Source organism: Panacibacter microcysteis (assembly GCF_015831355.1).
Taxonomy (GTDB): Bacteria; Bacteroidota; Bacteroidia; order Chitinophagales; family Chitinophagaceae; genus Panacibacter; species Panacibacter microcysteis.
In genome coordinates this window covers 2,675,131-2,692,637 of sequence record NZ_JADWYR010000001.1, presented here as the reverse complement: position 1 = coordinate 2,692,637, position 17,507 = coordinate 2,675,131, and the positions used below count along the sequence as shown (strand labels likewise).

16 protein-coding genes are annotated in these 17,507 nt (G+C 43.0%); 3 read left to right on the top strand and 13 right to left on the bottom strand.

Annotation, left to right across the window (positions count from 1 at the left end; translation table 11 throughout):
* The first annotated feature begins 71 nt into the window (after nt 1-71).
* Entirely contained in the window at nt 72-482 is a 411-nt protein-coding gene (locus I5907_RS10975) for a DoxX family protein (protein ID WP_196990755.1), read from the top strand.
* Nucleotides 483-692: 210 nt separating this feature from the next.
* Here I5907_RS10975 and I5907_RS10970 read toward each other — a convergent pair whose 3' ends face one another.
* The 4 genes from I5907_RS10970 to I5907_RS10955 form a co-directional block, all read right to left on the bottom strand.
* On the bottom strand, nt 693-2,489 hold the full coding sequence (locus tag I5907_RS10970) for a peptidoglycan DD-metalloendopeptidase family protein (protein ID WP_196990754.1): 1,797 nt from the start codon (nt 2,487-2,489) through the stop codon (nt 693-695).
* A gap of 165 nt (nt 2,490-2,654) precedes the next feature.
* Nucleotides 2,655-4,283 (bottom strand): hypothetical protein, encoded by a 1,629-nt coding sequence (locus I5907_RS10965; RefSeq protein WP_196990753.1) that lies wholly within the window; start codon nt 4,281-4,283, stop codon nt 2,655-2,657.
* Between the two features lie 110 nt (nt 4,284-4,393).
* Nucleotides 4,394-6,397, bottom strand: coding sequence for a tetratricopeptide repeat-containing sensor histidine kinase (locus I5907_RS10960; RefSeq protein WP_196990752.1), 2,004 nt, complete (start codon nt 6,395-6,397; stop codon nt 4,394-4,396).
* A 195-nt stretch (nt 6,398-6,592) separates the two neighbouring features.
* The gene (locus I5907_RS10955; RefSeq protein WP_196990751.1) at nt 6,593-7,234 is read right to left on the bottom strand and encodes a response regulator; all 642 of its coding nucleotides are present in this window, start codon (nt 7,232-7,234) and stop codon (nt 6,593-6,595) included.
* Between the two features lie 385 nt (nt 7,235-7,619).
* Here I5907_RS10955 and trpS point away from each other — a divergent pair, with 385 nt between their 5' ends.
* Both trpS and I5907_RS10945 read left to right on the top strand, forming a co-directional pair.
* Complete coding sequence (trpS, locus tag I5907_RS10950; RefSeq protein WP_196990750.1) at nt 7,620-8,618, top strand: tryptophan--tRNA ligase; 999 nt, start codon at nt 7,620-7,622, stop codon at nt 8,616-8,618.
* A gap of 105 nt (nt 8,619-8,723) precedes the next feature.
* The gene (locus I5907_RS10945) at nt 8,724-9,359 is read left to right on the top strand and encodes a deoxynucleoside kinase (protein ID WP_196990749.1); all 636 of its coding nucleotides are present in this window, start codon (nt 8,724-8,726) and stop codon (nt 9,357-9,359) included.
* A gap of 47 nt (nt 9,360-9,406) precedes the next feature.
* On the opposite strand, the gene cydB is transcribed toward I5907_RS10945, so the two are convergent.
* From cydB to I5907_RS10905, 9 genes are all read right to left on the bottom strand, one after another.
* Nucleotides 9,407-10,441 carry a cytochrome d ubiquinol oxidase subunit II gene (gene cydB, locus I5907_RS10940; protein ID WP_196990748.1) on the bottom strand — a complete coding sequence of 345 codons (1,035 nt, stop codon included), beginning with the start codon at nt 10,439-10,441 and terminating at the stop codon, nt 9,407-9,409.
* 123 nt (nt 10,442-10,564) lie between these two features.
* Nucleotides 10,565-11,953 carry a cytochrome ubiquinol oxidase subunit I gene (locus I5907_RS10935; RefSeq protein WP_196990747.1) on the bottom strand — a complete coding sequence of 463 codons (1,389 nt, stop codon included), beginning with the start codon at nt 11,951-11,953 and terminating at the stop codon, nt 10,565-10,567.
* A gap of 258 nt (nt 11,954-12,211) precedes the next feature.
* Nucleotides 12,212-12,724, bottom strand: a complete 513-nt coding sequence (locus I5907_RS10930; RefSeq protein WP_196990746.1) for a YeeE/YedE family protein — start codon at nt 12,722-12,724, stop codon at nt 12,212-12,214.
* 3 nt (nt 12,725-12,727) lie between these two features.
* Entirely contained in the window at nt 12,728-13,297 is a 570-nt protein-coding gene (locus I5907_RS10925; RefSeq protein ID WP_196990745.1) for a YeeE/YedE family protein, read from the bottom strand.
* 46 nt (nt 13,298-13,343) lie between these two features.
* Complete coding sequence (locus I5907_RS10920) at nt 13,344-14,141, bottom strand: sulfite exporter TauE/SafE family protein (protein ID WP_231402025.1); 798 nt, start codon at nt 14,139-14,141, stop codon at nt 13,344-13,346.
* Between the two features lie 54 nt (nt 14,142-14,195).
* Nucleotides 14,196-14,837, bottom strand: coding sequence for an NAD(P)-dependent oxidoreductase (locus I5907_RS10915; RefSeq protein ID WP_196990744.1), 642 nt, complete (start codon nt 14,835-14,837; stop codon nt 14,196-14,198).
* Nucleotides 14,838-14,904: 67 nt separating this feature from the next.
* On the bottom strand, nt 14,905-15,246 hold the full coding sequence (gene ytxJ, locus I5907_RS10910) for a bacillithiol system redox-active protein YtxJ (protein WP_196990743.1): 342 nt from the start codon (nt 15,244-15,246) through the stop codon (nt 14,905-14,907).
* Between the two features lie 12 nt (nt 15,247-15,258).
* Entirely contained in the window at nt 15,259-15,393 is a 135-nt protein-coding gene (locus I5907_RS21775; RefSeq protein WP_283016270.1) for a hypothetical protein, read from the bottom strand.
* A 372-nt stretch (nt 15,394-15,765) separates the two neighbouring features.
* Nucleotides 15,766-17,493, bottom strand: coding sequence for a M14 family metallopeptidase (locus I5907_RS10905; protein ID WP_196990742.1), 1,728 nt, complete (start codon nt 17,491-17,493; stop codon nt 15,766-15,768).
* Nucleotides 17,494-17,507 lie beyond the last annotated feature (14 nt).

Here is a 17,507-nt window from a genome sequence, read left to right as displayed (position 1 = left end):
CTTAATTAACGCAAACATTTAACAAGCTAAAACTATTTTGCCCGTTACTTAAGTATTCAATATTTTCTCGTATGAAAAAACTGCTATCCACACAGTATAGTGACGGTGCCTTCAATTTCGCATTACTGCTGCTAAGGCTTTCGTTTGGTCTTTTGATCATCTTCAATCATGCCATTCCAAAGCTTATGGATTTTTCTTCATTGCAATACAAGTTTCATAATTTCATGGGCATTGGCTCCAGGTTTTCACTCATACTTGTTTTATTCGCTGAGCTTTTTTGCAGCATGTTTCTCGTGCTCGGCCTGTTTACAAGATTTGTTGTCATCCCGCTGATCATTACCATGATGGTTGCAATATTCAGTGCCCATGCCGGCGAACCAATTACAGAGTCGGAACTGGCAGTACTTTATGGAACCGTATTTATTACTATCCTTTTCATCGGGCCGGGAAAAATCAGTATCGATGGTATGATGAGGGGATAAGTTTTATGTTACCGGCATTTGTACATGTGGCATCGCCTGTTGTGTCACTCACTTGTACGTTCTGTCGTTAATGCAGCTTTTCGATGCCGGGGGTATAGCCAGCCTTATACAACAATTTACCCGGGCAATACAACTAAAATTTTACATGGTTTGCTTATAAACATAAACCCTGCACATAGCAGGGTTTATTACATTCTATATTTCCCGAGCTTATTGAATCATCACTTTCGATACTATTCTTTCATTATTAGTCAGCACTTCAACAAGATAAACACCTTTTGGTTTGCCTGCCAGGTTTACCTGCTCCTGCAACGTATTGTCGTATTGTTTCAAAGCGTTTTTATACACAACCTGCCCTGTAGCATTACGTATAACAATACCCGCAGAGAACTTTCCTTTTTTGCTGTATTGTACATTGAATAAGCCATCAGAAGGGTTAGGATAGATCTTTACAGGTGTTTTACCACCATTAGCAACGGCGTCTTTATAATTAACCGCATCGGTTGCCGGTGTTGCAGCCACGGCCCTACCAGAGCCTGCCGTGCTGTTGGCACAACCTTCCGTGTTGGCAACAAACCTGCAACCGGAAGTTGCCCTGAAACCGGGCTGCAGTGTTACATATCCATCAGCCATATACTTTATGTAGTTTGCAGAAGAAGCTGCAATTGTTTGAAAAGACGAAATAAAATTACTTACCATATAGCCTTTCTGACCACTAACCGCGCCGCTTAATCCCAACGATACCTGGCAACTTTTTGTGAAGTAATGCGAGTATGTTTTACCACCAAATGTCACCGTATACCTGTATGTGCCGGCAGGATCTGTTGAGGCTAATACATAAGATTGATCTGTGGGGTAAGCTTCCCTGTAAGCGTTTGCATTCGTCCTGGTGTAACTACGCCAGAGCGTGCCATCTGGTTTATAAATATTAAATGTAAGCGTGGCGCCATCTATCCAATCTCTTATCTTGGCCCTGAACCAAATGGTCTGCCCGCTGGTAAAAGCATTATCGGGACTAAGTGTTATAGTCTGATCACATGCATCGGTATAAAAACCGGGCTGTGCATTGTGTGTTTCCAGTGTAAGCACAGCGGGATCATTATACGGCAACTGGTTGAGCCATGATGTGGAGGCAGATTCGGTACAGGTGCTGCCAGCAAAAGGATCGATGCGGTTGCCGGTTTCATCATTTCCGTTGGCAATGTCTACATATCCTGTATTTACCTGGAAATGCAGGTGTGGTTCTGAAGAGCGCCCTGCGCTTGCAACGGTACCAACATAATCACCTGCATAAATAAAATCTCCTTCTTCCTTTGTGGTAAGCGATCCGTCTTTCAGGTGCATATAAAAGCTGGCGGTAGTTCCATCTTCGTGTAGAATAACCACGTTGTTGCCACGGCCGGTTGAGCCTTGCCAGTTATCGAGATTGCCGCAATTCTCATCAAACTCTCCCTGGTGTTTAAACACAATGATACCATCGGCCGCAGCAATAACTTTTATAAACCCACTGTTTTTTAACTCCCACCTGTAAGGGTCGATACTTATGTCGATGCCTGCATGACCATCGTATGTTCTGTCGCCGCAATTGTAATCGCCGATCTCATCGGGGTTGCGATCTGTGTTATCATTAAAGGAATCAGGATCGAGGTCTACAAAATTTACAATGTGCCAGGAAGCAAAATCCCTGTAAGATGCTGTTGCCATTGGCCAGCGAAACAAAATGTTGGCAGCAGGTGCCGCGGCCGCATCCGGGGCAGGTTTTTCGGCAGCCTGTTTATACTTTTTAAAGTCAAGCTTCCCTTCAGCTTTTAGCCGCGCAATATTGATGCGCACCTGCTGGTCAATTTCTTTCATGTCTGCACGTGTAACGCTACAGACGGCAGTTGTTTTTCCTGCTGGCTTTACAACCTGTGCATTGGTTGCAAAACCAATGCAAGCTGCAAAAACAACAAGAGTAATGCATTGCAGTGGTGCAGGTAAATACAGTTTCTTGAATGTTGATTTCATAACAAATAATTTTGAGGTAATAAATGAGCCTTTAAAAAACCAGCCTGACTGAACCGGAACAGCCCAAAAGCGAACAAGGCGTACAAGAGTGCGACGCAACAAAAGCTTAATAGCACTACTACAGCCGGGCTCCCAAAAAATTCAGCCATGCCAATGAGTGGGTTATTATTTGTTTTGCGCTTTCAACGTTTGAATTTCTTCATTTAACTGTATTACATAAAGTGTTAACTCTTCTACTTTTTGCATCAGCAGTTTATTGACTTTACCGACTTCAATGCCATCTTTCATTTCGTTTGCAGCGGGTACATCTGGCAGGTGGTTGTTTTGAAATACGTATTGTTTAAGGCTTTGCAAAGACATTAGCTTGTAATCTTTTGCAAACACATAATCAGGCCATGTACCATTTAACTCAACACGTACTTCTTCTGCCATTACTTTTCCTTTTACACTCAGTGCATAACCGGTTGCTGTTTTACCATCGTTGCTGATAGATACATTGCCCACAGCATCTACCCACAAGCGGCCTGTACCATTGGTGCGCAACACTACCCTGCCTGATGCATTGCCGGAATTTGTTGCCAGCAAAAGATCTTTACCACTTGCACGCAGGTAGGCATTTTCTGCTGTGGCATCTTTAAACTGTATATAAGGATCTGTGCCGGAAATTGTAAGTGCTTCATCATTTGCACCTATGTAGGTATGACCGCTGAAGAAACCTGCATAATTGGTACCGGTACCTGATGCACTGCCAAAAACACCATAACCGAACTGGCCGGTTGCAGTAACCACTTTACCATACACACCATAGTTGGCTATGCCGCCCTGCACATTGCCATATACACCATAGTTGAGCGCAGTGTTTGCAGTAATACTGTTACCATACACGGCATAGTTGTTTGCTGCAGATGCAGTAGCTGTGCCGTATACTCCATAGTTGTTGCTGCTGCCACCCTGGCTCCATCCGTATAAGGCAGCACCTTCTAACGATGTGTTTCTTTTTACGCCAAGCACACCAATTTCGCTGAACGTATTGTTGGGAAAAACCAGCGGGTACATGCCGGATGGATTGTTTACACCGAGGTAGCCAACAGAGTTTATAGTAGTGGTTCCTGAAGTGTTGCTTTCTCCTCGTATAGCAGAATACACCGTTGAAAACAAGCTGCCGGAAGAAAGCTGCCTGAGGGCGGAAAACCTGTGGTCATTATCGGGGGCGCTGTTAATACTGGCTCTTGTGCCATTATCCTGCAATGCACCTGCAACCAGGGCTGTACCATTCCAGCGGGGAACAAAACCTGTTTTGTTTACACCCACTTCAGGATCGCTTTCTGCTACCCCGTTTGCGGTAGATAACGTTGTACCATCAGCAAACTTTACATTGTTTACATATACATCGTTCCAGCTTCGTACTGCTGAGCCGAGCGATAAAGTATTGTGTGCATTAGGCAGCAAAGAGATGTTAACAGCAGTGGTATCGAGGTTACTGAGGTTCCTGTTGGCGGACTTAGGTGTAACTGCCACCCAGTTACTGCCGTTGTAATAATAAAACCCGGTAGTATTGTTAGTCTGGTAAACAAGCAGGCCTGATGCAGGGCTTACTATTGCTGTACGCTGGGCCTGCGTCATACGGGGAATGAGCATGCCTTTGGTGGTGGACTGTAATTCAAGAATAGCAGAAGCGTTTGGCGCTGTAGTGCCAATGCCGGCACTGCCTGTTGTTGGAAAAGTGTTGGTTTGTGCATTAGAAACTGCTGCAGTAAACGCAGCAAAACAAAGGGACAGAAGTGTTTTTTTCATAACAATAAGTTTTGTGCAGACAAAATTGATTTGTTATGAAAGCTCTATCAATACCACAATCGAGGGATAGATGATTGTTATCCGTTGCAGCAACATGTCTTGATTTTTATTTACTGAAGAGGTAAATCTGCAATAATTTCTGCGCCTTCGTTTACATTGGATTTTATAGTAAATTTTCCACGGTGTATCTCCACTCGTTTACGCATATTAGATAGGCCGTTACCATTTTTTGCATTGGCTACGTCAAAACCTTTCCCGTCATCGCTTATACTGATGCGCAAACGATCTCCGGCGATGTTGATCGAGACGCGGATATTTTGGCAACCTGCATATTTTACAGCATTGTTTATGGCTTCTTTAAAGATGAGGTAAATATCCCGGCGCAATTCCATATTCATGCTTAATATGTCTGCTGTCTGTTCGCAATTGAATTCAAAATTTATTCCCGCAGGTATGCAAAGTTCATTGGCGAAGTTGATCATGCGGCCCTGCACACTGCTGAAATCATCATTGCCTGGCTTGATCATCCATACAATGTCGCTCATCGTTTCAATCATCTCTTTACTGTTGCTGCTAATTTTATCAAGCAATTCCGCAGACACCGGTGTTTGATTGGGCTGATGTTTTACAATATCACTGTACATACGTATGCTGCTCAGGGTGCTGCCTACATCATCGTGCAGGTCAGATGCGATCTTGTTTCTGATCTCCACTTCTGTAAGCCGTTGCTTCAATACCCTGCGTTTATAAAGCACGTAAGCTATGACCGCAGTGGCAATGAGTAAAACAACAAGCAACCAGGTATATAAATTTTTACGTGCCAGTTGCTCATTAAATATCTTATCAGACTCATTCTTCTTTTTCAGGTACTCATATTCCAGTTCACTTTTTATACCCTGCTTTTTGAGGTTACTGTTTAGTGTACTGTCCTGCATTCTTTTGTATAGCTTGTAAAAAACGAGTGACTGCTCATACTCATGCTCTTCACTATAGAGGTTAGAAATCATCAAGGCCGATTTGGAAATATCCAAAGGGTTACCAAGACTCAGGCAAATACGATGAGATGCCAGTGCATGAAACAAAGCGCTGTCGGGCATTTTCAGGGTATCGTACAATTTTGCGTAATTATAGTGCAAGCTTTCCTGCAGGTCATCGTCCTGCAGGCTTTTATTCAGCTCAAGGCTTTCAGCAAGCGCGGCCCTGGCATTGTTGTAATCACCCGTTTCTATATAGTTGTATGCAAGATTACTGAGTGTTTGTACTACGCCATATTTATGATTCGCTTCCCGCCGCAAAGCAAGGCTTTCTTTATAATTACGAATAGCTTCTGCGAAATTGCCCATATCTCCATACAGCGTGGCAATGTTGTTTTTTATCAATCCCATATCTTTCTTATTGCCTCTTTTCTCTCTTATCGCAAGGCTCCGTTTGTAATACTCCAGCCCTTTGCTGTAATCCAGTAACTGCTGGTGATAAACCTGGCCTATGTTGTTTAGCGATGTTGAAATATCTGTCTCGTTTTTCATCTTTTCTGCAAGTGCAAGTGATTTAAAATTGAGCTCCAGCGATTCTTCAATAAGGCCGGTTTCTTTATAAATGAAAGCAATGTTGTTGTATGCGTTCCGCAGTTGTGCATCGTCATTCAATGTCTCACGTATTGCAAGGCTGCGCTTTAAATAATCTACCGTGGCAATAATGTCGCCTTTATAATATTTGCATACGCCAATATCATTCAATATTTGTGCTTCGCTAAAAAGGTTATTGGCTTTGCGTGCAAACTGCAATGCATCGTTTAAACTGCTAATTGCTTCGGTATAAGCTTCAGTATTGGCAAAATAGATTCCTTTAAAATAGATCGCATCAGACATGTAATTGTACAATGCTGCCTGCATTTTTCCGGTAGCATTTGTAAGCAGCCTTTTACCATGTGCTATTGCGCTGTCTGCGTACCACAGCGCTGTACTGTCTTCCGCGGCTTCTGCAATTTTTACATACAAGCCTATACGTACGGTATCAGGTTGAGGCAAAGCCAGCAGGTGCTTCAGCGAATCGGCTACCTGGGCTTTCGTTACAGTGCAGGTAAGCGTTGCCATAAGAAGTATATACTTTCTCATCAGCGTTTAGTTGTCAAGGTTAATTAGCGAAATGTTTTGGTTACCTGGTCCCTTTGCCGGCAGTTGTTCCTGCAATTGATTGAATAGATCAGGGATGTTTTCCAGGTGTTTTACATTTGGAGAGGTAGTTTTGAAAGGATATGGTATGCGTGGTAAAGCCTGTTTGAAGGTAAGATAAAAAATCCGGAAAAAAGGTTATACAATTTTTTCATTCAATGCTTTTGAAACAGCTTCTGTGTTACTGTTCACATGCAGTTTGGCGTAAATATTTTTCATGTGGGTGCGCACAGTTTCGTAGGTGCTGCCAATAGTGTCTGCAATCATTTTGAAGCTTTTACCTTTTACGAGTTGCTGCAAAATTTCCTTCTCTTTTGGGGTAAGCTGGTAATCTTTGGCCGCTGCCGGTGTAATGTTTTTTTGAAACAGTTCCAGCACGCGGCGGGCAATAGAGCCCGTCATGGGGCTGCCGCCATTGTACACATCTTTTATGGCCTCTATATAGCCGGCAGGTGAAGTAGTTTTTAAGATGTAGCCAGACGCGCCTGCACAAACGGCTTTAAAAATGTTTTCGTCATCATGAAAAACTGTCTGCATCAGCACCTGCACACCCGGGAAGTGCTCCCTTATTACCTTCACTGCCTCTATGCCATTAATACCCGGCATTTCAATATCCATAAGTATTACCTGTGGTATAGATTTTTTTAGCTGGAACACCAGGTCGTTTCCATCTGCAAAGGCCCCGGTACAAACAAAGCCTTCTGTGCCGTTTATAAGATAATAAAGGCTTTCGCGCAGGTGTTTATTGTCTTCAAATATGGCAACTTTTATTGGCTGCATATTGCGGTGTTGTTTTTACAAATTTCCTCTTTACAATATAAATTTTATCTACCACAAAAGGGTGAGTAAATTTTGGAGCCCGGCAGTAGTGCATGCATCGGGCACCTGTTGCGTCGCACTCTTGTACTGAAGCAACTGCAGCAGCTTTGGCTCCGGTTTGTACAGCGCAACAGTGTATACAGATCTTTTTATTGCCGCTGCGAACCTGCCGGTTCAATGTTCCGAACGGTGCAGTGAGTGACACAACCGGCGATGCCATGAAATACTATCGCCGGTACAACAATGCCTTATATAACGGAAATAACTTCAGCGCAGGCTGCGTAAAATATGCCTGCATTTATTGCAATAAAGTACAAACTGTAAACTCTCCTTATCTTCGCCGTCTATGAATAAGGAGAAAGTTTTGAGCGGTATAAGACCTACCGGTTTTGTACATCTTGGAAATTATTTTGGCGCCATGCGCAACTGGGTACTTATGCAGGATGAATATGATTGTTTTTTCTGCGTGGTAGACTGGCACAGCCTTACCACGCACCCGGACACCAAAGAGTTGAAAGCTAATGTTTACCGCCTGATGGGTGAACTGCTGGCCGTAGGCCTGGACCCGGAAAAATGCGTGTTGTATGTGCAGAGTGATGTACCTGAAATTGCAGAATTATACCTGTACCTGAATATGCTTTCTTATAAAGGTGAGCTTGAAAAAACTGCCACATTTAAAGACAAAGTACGCCAGCACCCGGAAAATGTAAATGCAGGTTTACTTACTTACCCTGTATTGCAGGCTGCAGACATTTTAATTCACCGTGCAGTTAAAGTGCCTGTTGGTAAAGACCAGGAACAACACATTGAAATGACCCGCAATTTTGGCGACCGCTTTAACAAGCGATACAGCGAAGTTTTCCCGATGCCGCAGGCTTTTAGTTATGATAAAAGTCTTGTAAAGATCATGAGCCTTGATGGTACGGGCAAGATGAGCAAGAGCGCCAACCAGATGGCCACACTATACCTGGCGGATGATGATGACCTTATTCGCAATAAAATAAAAAAAGCAAAAACAGACAGCGGACCAACAGAACCAAATGCTGTAAAGCCGGATTTTATTGAAAACCTTTTTGGCCTGATGAAGCTGGTAAGTACACCAGATACTACCACCAGGTTTGAAGCCGACTTCAATAATTGTGTGATACGATACGGTGACATGAAGAAACAACTGGCAGAAGACATGGTAAACTTTATGGCCCCCATAAGGGAAAAAGCGAAAGCTTTTGCAGCAGACCGTGAGTTGATAAAAAAAGTTATTGGCATTGGAAGAGACAAGGCGCGGGCCAGCGCAGATGCCACTTTACAGCTAGTGCGGAAAGCTGTTGGCGTAGACTACATTTAGTAACGCAACCAGAAAATAAATTTAGAAAGAACCGGTGGAATTGTACGACGAAATTTTATCTTCAAAAGTTCAAAGAAAAGCGCTTACTCAAATCATACATCTTACATGGCAAAGCTGAAGAAACCAAAACATATAGCGGTTGCAGGCAATATTGGTGCAGGCAAAACAACACTCACAGAATTATTGAGTAAACATTATAAATGGATTCCTCAGTTTGAAGATGTTGACCACAACCCATACCTGATGGATTTTTACGAAGACATGCCGCGCTGGAGCTTTAACCTGCAGATATATTTTTTGAACAGCCGACTTAACCAGTTGCTCGATATTCAGCGTGGTACAGAAACCATTATACAGGACAGAACCATATATGAAGATGCTAACATTTTTGCGCCTAACCTGCATGAAATGGGCTTAATGAGCAAAAGAGATTTTGACAATTACTACCAGTTTTTCCAGACATTGAAAACCATGGTTCAACCGCCGGACCTGTTGATATATTTGAAAGCTTCTGTACCAACACTGGTTGGCCAGATACAAAAACGCGGCCGTGAGTATGAAGAAAATATTCGCCTGGACTACCTGAAAAAACTTAACGAACTGTACAACAAATGGATCGACGGTTACAAAGAAGGGCAGCTACTTGTAATAGATGTTGACAAGAATAACTTTGCTGATAAAGACGAAGACCTGGGAGATATCATCAATAAAGTTGACGGTATGTTGTTTGGCCTTTTCTAAGCAGGTACTAAAACATTACCGGCGGCACGTATGCGCTGCATCATTAATCAATAGCTCATTTCATCGAGCTTTACTTTTCCCCTGAAGGTTTTATACACAAACGCTGTGTAAATAGCTACCAGCGGCACACCTATTGCTGCAACGGTTAGCATAATACCCAAACTTTTAGATGAAGAAGATGCGTTTTGCACGGTAAGATTATATCGTTCGTCCAGGCTCGATAATACCAGGTTTGGGTGTAACTCTACCACCACAAGTATGAGCAACAGGCTTATGACAACTGCAGAAGAAAGAAATGCCTGCCTGTAACGCTGCTGCGATATTCTCCTGGCAATATTTGCCACTGCCAGTACCATGGTTACCGGGATAAAAAACAACCAGCTGTTCTCCTTAATCGTGGCGGATAAATGTGGCACATAGAGCAATGTATAGAAGCTAAGCAGCAATACGCTTATAACAAAAAAAACGGTTGTATCTCTCACAATGATGGTAAGCTTTGTATACAAACGCTTTTCGGTTTTCATTACAAGATAAATGGCACCGTGCATCATAAATAATGCAAGCGTTGTTATGCCCACCAGTATTGCATATGGGTTTATAAAATCTAATGTACTGCCCCTGTATACACCACCTTTATCTATTGGCAAACCAAGTAAAACATTGCCCAATACTACACCCAGAGATAATGTAACAATTATGCTGGAGATGCTGTAACTGACATCCCACATTTTACGCCACCAGGGCATTGGCTCCTTACTCCTGAATTCTATGGAAATAGCACGAAAAATAAGCGCCACCAGGAACAACATAAAGGGAATATAAAACGCAGAAAATACTGCTGCATACACTTTTGGGAAACCGGCAAATAAGGTGCCGCCGCCTATTACCAGCCATACTTCGTTGCCATCCCAAACCGGGCCGATGGCATTCAGTGCAATACGCCTGCTTTCTTCTTTATTGAAAAAAAGATGGATGGCCCCGGCACCAAGATCAAAACCGTCGAGTATGGCATAACCGGTAAAGGTGGCACCTACCACCAGAAACCACCACGTACTGTAGTCTATACCAAGAAATGTTTCCATGCTAATTTAAATTGCTGTTATGGTAAATAAACAAGACCGCATATTGCCCCATTGTTGTACTGCTGCTGAAGTGTGCGACGCAACAAAAGCTTAATAGCAGCAAGACAGCCGGCGTCCAAAAAATTACCTGCTAAAATTTCCGGCCATGCCTTCCAGCTGAGGGCTATGTATCTCGCTTTCATCGTCGCTGTCTTTAAACCCGGGCCCGTGTTGTATTTTACGGTTGAGCAGGAAAATAAAAAGCGCAAAAAGCAGTGTGTACACAAACGTAAAAAGCACCAGTGAAAAAACCACCTGGTTTGCTGTAACCGCCTCAGACAATGCATCGCTTGTTCGCAACAAACCATATACCACCCACGGCTGGCGGCCTGTTTCTGCGGTGAACCACCCAACCTGGTTAGCAACCTGCGGCAGCAGCACACTCCACGCAAACACATGCATCAGCCAACGTTTCTCAAACAACTTTTTTTTCCTGAACAATATATATCCAACTGTGGTAAGGGCTATTAACGCAAAACCAATAGCAATCATAATGTGGTAAGACTGAAAAACAATATTGAGTGCCTGCGGCCTGTCTTCCGGTTTAAAAGCTTTGAGGCCCGTTACAGGTGCATCAAAACTGAAATGTGTGAGAAAACTCAGTGCGCCAGGTACGGCTACACCATGGGTACGTTCATTCTTTGTATCAATATAACCAAACAGGTACATAGCAGCAGCCGAACTGCTATCGAAATGGCCTTCCATAGCTGCAAGCTTTGCGGGCTGGTATTCTGCCACTACATGTGCAGACCTGTGGCCGGCAAACAATTGAGCGTAAGAAGATAGTAACGCTACCGTAAGACCGATGCCAAAAGCTTTTTTTGCAAATGCCATGTGCCTGTTCTTGATTATGTAATAGGCCGCAATACTTATAACCAGGAACGAGCCTGCAAGAAACGCCCCTATCCATACATGCAGTATCCTGTCTACTGACGATGGGTTAAAAACCATTGCCCAGAAGTCTGTGATCTCTGCCCTGGCTTCGAGCCCCTGCCCTACTATATGATAGCCTGCCGGTGTTTGCTGCCAGCTGTTTGCCACAACAATCCATATAGCGGAAAACATAGAACCGAGCGTTACCATTATGGTTGCTATAAAGTGTACTCTTTTGCTTACACGGTTCCAGCCAAACAACAACACACCCAAAAAACCACTTTCCAGTGCAAATGCAAAAATGCCTTCTGCTGCCAGAGCGCTACCAAAAACATCGCCCACATATTTCGAATACACTGCCCAGTTTGTGCCAAACTCAAATTCCATTACAATACCGGTGGCAACTCCAATACCGAATATCAATGCAAAAATGCGGGTAAAGAATTTTGTCATGTCTTCGTACAAAACATCACCGGTACGCAGGTACATGCCTTCCATAAAAACCATACACAACCCCAGCCCGATGCTCAACGGCGGATAGATATAGTGAAAAGCTATGGTAAAGGCAAACTGAATGCGGGAAAGAATTTCGACATCCATAACAAGAAGGTTTAGCAAATAAAAAAGCGGCAACAATGCGCCGCTTTTCTTACATGATTATAAAAAAGATGTTCTTATAAAAAGTCATAGTGCAAAGTTAAGCACCCGCTTAATTAAAGGAAGCATAATTATGAACCAGGCAAAAAATTACTATTAAGCTTTGGTTGCGTCGCACACTTGTGCTGCATAACAATATTCAACTGCTGCGGGTGCCACAGCGCAAATACTTTACTGCCCTTTACGGCGCTGTCAATACTTTTAATGAGGAAGTTTATCTCTCAGCAAACCATATACCCACGTTCCAGCAATAGCGCTTAACAGCACCACAATAACAGCTGTTGCGCCATTACCTATCAGCGCAAACAACGGACCGGGGCAGGCACCTGTTATTGCCCAGCCAAAACCAAATATAAGACCGCCGTATACCTGCCCTTTATTGAATGTTTTCGGGTGCAGCACGATCGGCTCTCCATGTATTGTTTTGATCTTAAACTTTTTGATGAGCCACACGCCTATCATACCTACCATAACAGCAGAACCAATAACGCCGTACATATGAAAACTTTGCAGGCGAAACATTTCCTGAATACGAAACCACGAAATTACTTCTGCTTTTACGAGCAATATGCCAAACAATATGCCTGCAAAAAGATATTTAAAATTGTACCACCATGGGTGTTTCAGGGTAGATTCGTTAATGCATACCGCATCAAGCGAGCGCACTTCAAAGTCTGTGTTTGTTTCCTGCCGGGTGCTTATAGTTGTATTCATTGTTTACAATTGAAGAATGAAAGGAAGAACCAGGTTGGCCATGATAAAGCCCCCGGCCATAAAACAAATGGTGGCTATTAAAGATGGCAACTGCAGGTTGCTTAAACCCATAATAGCATGACCGGATGTACAGCCGCCGGCATATCTTGTTCCAAAACCCACCAGGAAACCGCCTGCAACCATCATAATAAAACCCTTTGCCGTTAGCAAGGCGGGCCAGTTGAAAATTTGTACGGGAGCCAGTTTACTATAATCATCAATGCCATACCCTTTCAATTCGTCCACTAACTGCGGGTTAAGCTGCACCGGTTGCGGGTCTGCAAAAAAATACGCCACCAAAAATGCACCGGCAACTATTCCCGCAACAAAAAAAAGGTTCCATGCTTCTTTCTTCCAGTCATATTTAAAAAACGAAATGTTAGCTGGCAGGCAGGCTGCGCATATATGCCTTAAAGACGATGAAATGCCAAAGCTTTTGTTTCCCAGCAACAACAAAAGCGGAACTGTAAGTCCGATAAGCGGCCCGGAAATATACCATGGCCAGGGCTGACTGATCCATTCAATAAAATTCATGACGAAAAAAATGATAGTTATTCAATGATGTATACTGTACTAAATATCAGAGACCGGTTGTCTCTCTTATAATAATGTAAATGCCCATAACAAGTACAAACCAGCCAAAACCCTTTTTCAGTTTTTCGCCTTTTACCTGCTCCCCTACTTTAGCGCCAATGAATATGCCTGCAATGGCCAGTGCTGTAACAGATAAAAGCAATGCCCAGTTTACCTGCGTATGAAAAATGTCCCCGGTAAAGCCAAGCAGGTTGTTAATAGCAATGATCAGCAGCGAAGTTCCGATCGCTTGCTTTACAGACAACCTGAAAAGAAATATAAGTGCAGGAATAATGAGAAAGCCTCCGCCGGCACCCAGCAGGCCTGTAAGCAGCCCGATACCTGTGCCACTGTAAATAATTTTGCCGGGTTGCAGTTTGGTGGCGCATTCCGGGCAATCTGCTGGCTGCTCACCCATGATCATTTTTGTTGCAGCAATAATCATTACAACAGCAAATAAGATCATCGTCATCAGCGATTTGGTAACAACGTAATTACCCATGTTAAAAAGTTGATCAGGAATAATATGCAGCAAAAACTTCCTGGTGGCGAGTACAGTAATCGTGGAAACAATACTAAAGGCGAGTGCCGTTTTAATGTTTACGTTCCCTTTACGGTAATGTTTGATGGCCCCTACCAGGCTGGTAGAACCAACGATAAAAAGCGAGTACCCGGTTGCCAGCAGCGGTTGTACACCAAAAAGATAGACTAAAACAGGAATCGTTAAGATTGATCCACCACCACCGATAAGACCGAGCGAAATGCCAATTAATATGGCTGCTATGTAGCCTGCAGCTGTAATCATATATGTTTGCAAAACTGGGCACTATGTTTTGCAAGAGATGTAACATAAGTCACATCAGTTTAAGTTTGATATTCCGACACGCTGGTGCAAATATCTGTTTTCCTTCATCTCTTTCAGCATAAAATCTGCAATATTGCCGGCGTAGATTTTATTGATACCTGTAGCCGGGGGATAGTCTGCCGAAACGGTGTAATCATTGTCTGCCGGAGCATCAGGAATATCCGGTGCACCAATAAAAGTCCAGTCCAGCGTAGATTGATGTAAATAATTGTATGCCTGTAAATGCTCTTTACTTACAGGCAAAAACACCTGCGGGTAGTCCGGCTTATTCATTATAAGCCCGTATTCGTCGTGCGCCAGGCTGCCCATGCCACCCAGCACGATCAATCTTTTTACCGCAGCTTTTTGCATCTGCTCAATAATATTTTTTACGCCCAGGCTACGCGTTTTATCGCTGCCGTCTCTTGCACCACCCAGGGCAGATAATACGGCATCCGCGCCGTGCACTGCTTTCAACACATCTGCTTCATCAAAAACATATCCTTTAATGGCTTCAAAATTTTCATCTGCCATGTCTTTATCTATCAGCCCATCTACATTTCTGCCAAATGCACGAACGGTGTGGCCCTGTGCCAGGCCCATGTTCACGATATATTTTCCAACCCGGCCGGTTGCTCCAAATACAGTAATAATCATACGGGAAAGTTATGCATAAAAAAATAGCATTACCAAAGCGGTAATGCTATTATGTATATTGGAAAACCTAATTCAGTGTTGTAACCTGTTCGGTGATCTCTTCCATGTCAATACCAAAATGACTTTCGTTGTAGCGGCATTGACCATCTTTGATAATTAACACCTGTGGCGATTCGTGGTAAACTTTAAAGTCTGTTGCTATTTTGTCTGACAAATCCCTGTAACGGATAAGATCTATATAATAGAAATCAGCATCAGGAATAGCTGTGGCCCTTTCGAACCGGCTTTTTACCACACTGCTTGTTCCGCAACGTGTGCTGTGTTTAAACAAAACCTGTGGCTTTTGAAACGATTTTTCCTTGATGCTTTCCAGTTCATCAATATTGTTTAGTGTAATCCAGTTGAGCATCCGCAAAGATAACTATCTTCTGAAATACATTTTGTCATGAGAAGGACATGTTCTGGATTTACGGGAATCGTATGCGCTTGCGCAGGAGGCAGCAAACATGATTACCAGTAAAGAGAAAACAATTAATTGTAACATTGATCTTTTCATAAAAAATGGTTTTTCAAATTTTTTTTTGACGTAAAAATAAATAAAACAGCCAAACAGGTGCTGTTATTGTGCTTTTCTACTTAAATGTTGCTAAAACAAGCTGGTTTTTGGGTACCCGGCACCAGCAAAAAACCTGCAACACCGGTTGCGTCGCACTCTTCAACTGCAGGATGGCCGGTGAGCTGTCCGCAACCACGTAGTGTTTTTACAGTCAGTCACCCGCTATACTACGCAAAAATTGCAGCGCATTTACATTATGTTATCTGTACGCAGCCCGGTTTTTGGAACAGTTGCCCAAAGCTTCAAAAGTACAAGTGTGCGACGCAAGAGACGATGCCATGAAAACCCCATGCCCGGCCCATAATATTTCTCCTACTTCATTAACCGGTACACAGGATAGCGTAAGTGCGCCGGCTCGTAATAGGGCGAATTTTTATAGACGAAATCCAGTTGCGCATCTGCATTAGCGGCAAAAGCTGTATCAGTCATTCTTTTTTCATCCAACTTCGTTTTAAGTTCCGGATGTTGCGCCAGGTAGCCTGCAGCCACATCTTCCCACCTGTACCCGCTGTAGCCTTCCTTTTGCTGCAATATGGCATCAAAAAAATTCCAGTGGAAATAACTGTCATCTGCCTGTGGCTCGAGTGTTTCCACGATGTAGCGATCGGCACGCTGGCCGGTATAAATGATATAATCTCCTTTGAGAAAATGTATTGTATCGTGCCTTTCAGAAACCTTTACGTTATAATTGAAATGATGGCCCTCATAGGGTCTTGGTAAAGACTTGTAATCATCGATATGATAAAAGTTAATCATCATCGTTGTATCGCGCTTTAACTGCTGCATTTTTACGCCGTTAAGGGTAAGTAGTCCGATAGCTTTACCCCACCCCTGTGGTATAATATAGGCTTTGGGTTTTTGAATGGTTAGTGTGGGTATAAAATAATTGTAGAAGTTTACTTGTTGCTCAAAAGGTTTATTATGGTTGTAATACAGCCGCTGCATGCCTGTTACATCGCTTTTTTTATACGCTGCCGCATAGCCTTTGAAACTGATCATGTCGTGCCGTGAGGAATCGACCTTCCAGCCGATCGCAAAAACCTGTTGCTTTTTTATTGCTTCTACAGATGCTTTTCTTTTTGCAATAATGTCTTTACCGAAAGCCCCTGCCTGCTCCATGATGGCTTGCATAAAAGCGTAAGTGCTCTTCACACGCTGGGCGAAAGGTTTCAGCATATGTGTTTCCGGCACAAAGGCGATGGTTTGAAACAACGCCGCATACCCGCTGCTATAACGTGGCGGATCATAAAAGGCATCCCACCCTTTTTCCACGTTTCCTTCTTCAAAATTTACATACGGGCACATAGGCCAGTTTTTTTGCTGCATCGATTTATACAATGCAGGTTCAAATACATCATGCAGAAATGCACCTGTTTCGCCACCCAGTTTATTGTGTTGCGTGGTAAGCATCGTCATGGTGTGCTGGTAATCTGCGCCATCGCTTACATGGTTGTCGAGCATAATATCAGGGTCGAGCCAGTGAAATATTTCGGCAAAAGCCTTTGCATTTTTAGAATCTGATTTTACAAAATCTCTGTTAAGATCAAGATTCTGCGCGTTGCCCCGGAAACCGTAAGATGCAGGCCCATCCTGGTTTACACGGGAAAAAGCATTCCTGTTCAGGCTGCCGCCAATGTTGTAAATGGGAATTATTGCAATAACTACATTACCCGGAGCGTTCAATTTACCTGTGGCCAGGTCTCTTATAAACATCATGGAAGCGTCTATACCATCCGGCTCACCGGGATGTATACCGTTGTTTACAAGAATGATAACCTTGTTCTCTTCTTTCCATTTTTTTGGGTTGAATTGACGGGATTTATCATAAATAATAAGATTAAGTGGATAGCCTGCATCAGTTGTATAAAATTTTTTTATATTTATCGCGTTAAAGTTATCAGAAAGAATACGATAGTAATTATTACATTCTATATATGTAGCCGATTCCAATCCATTGGATTTTTCGAAAGTTGTAGTAAATTGTTGAGCAGAAAGCACTGAAGAACTCAAAAGAAAAATGCTTATTATTAAATTTTTCATAATTTGAACCCAGA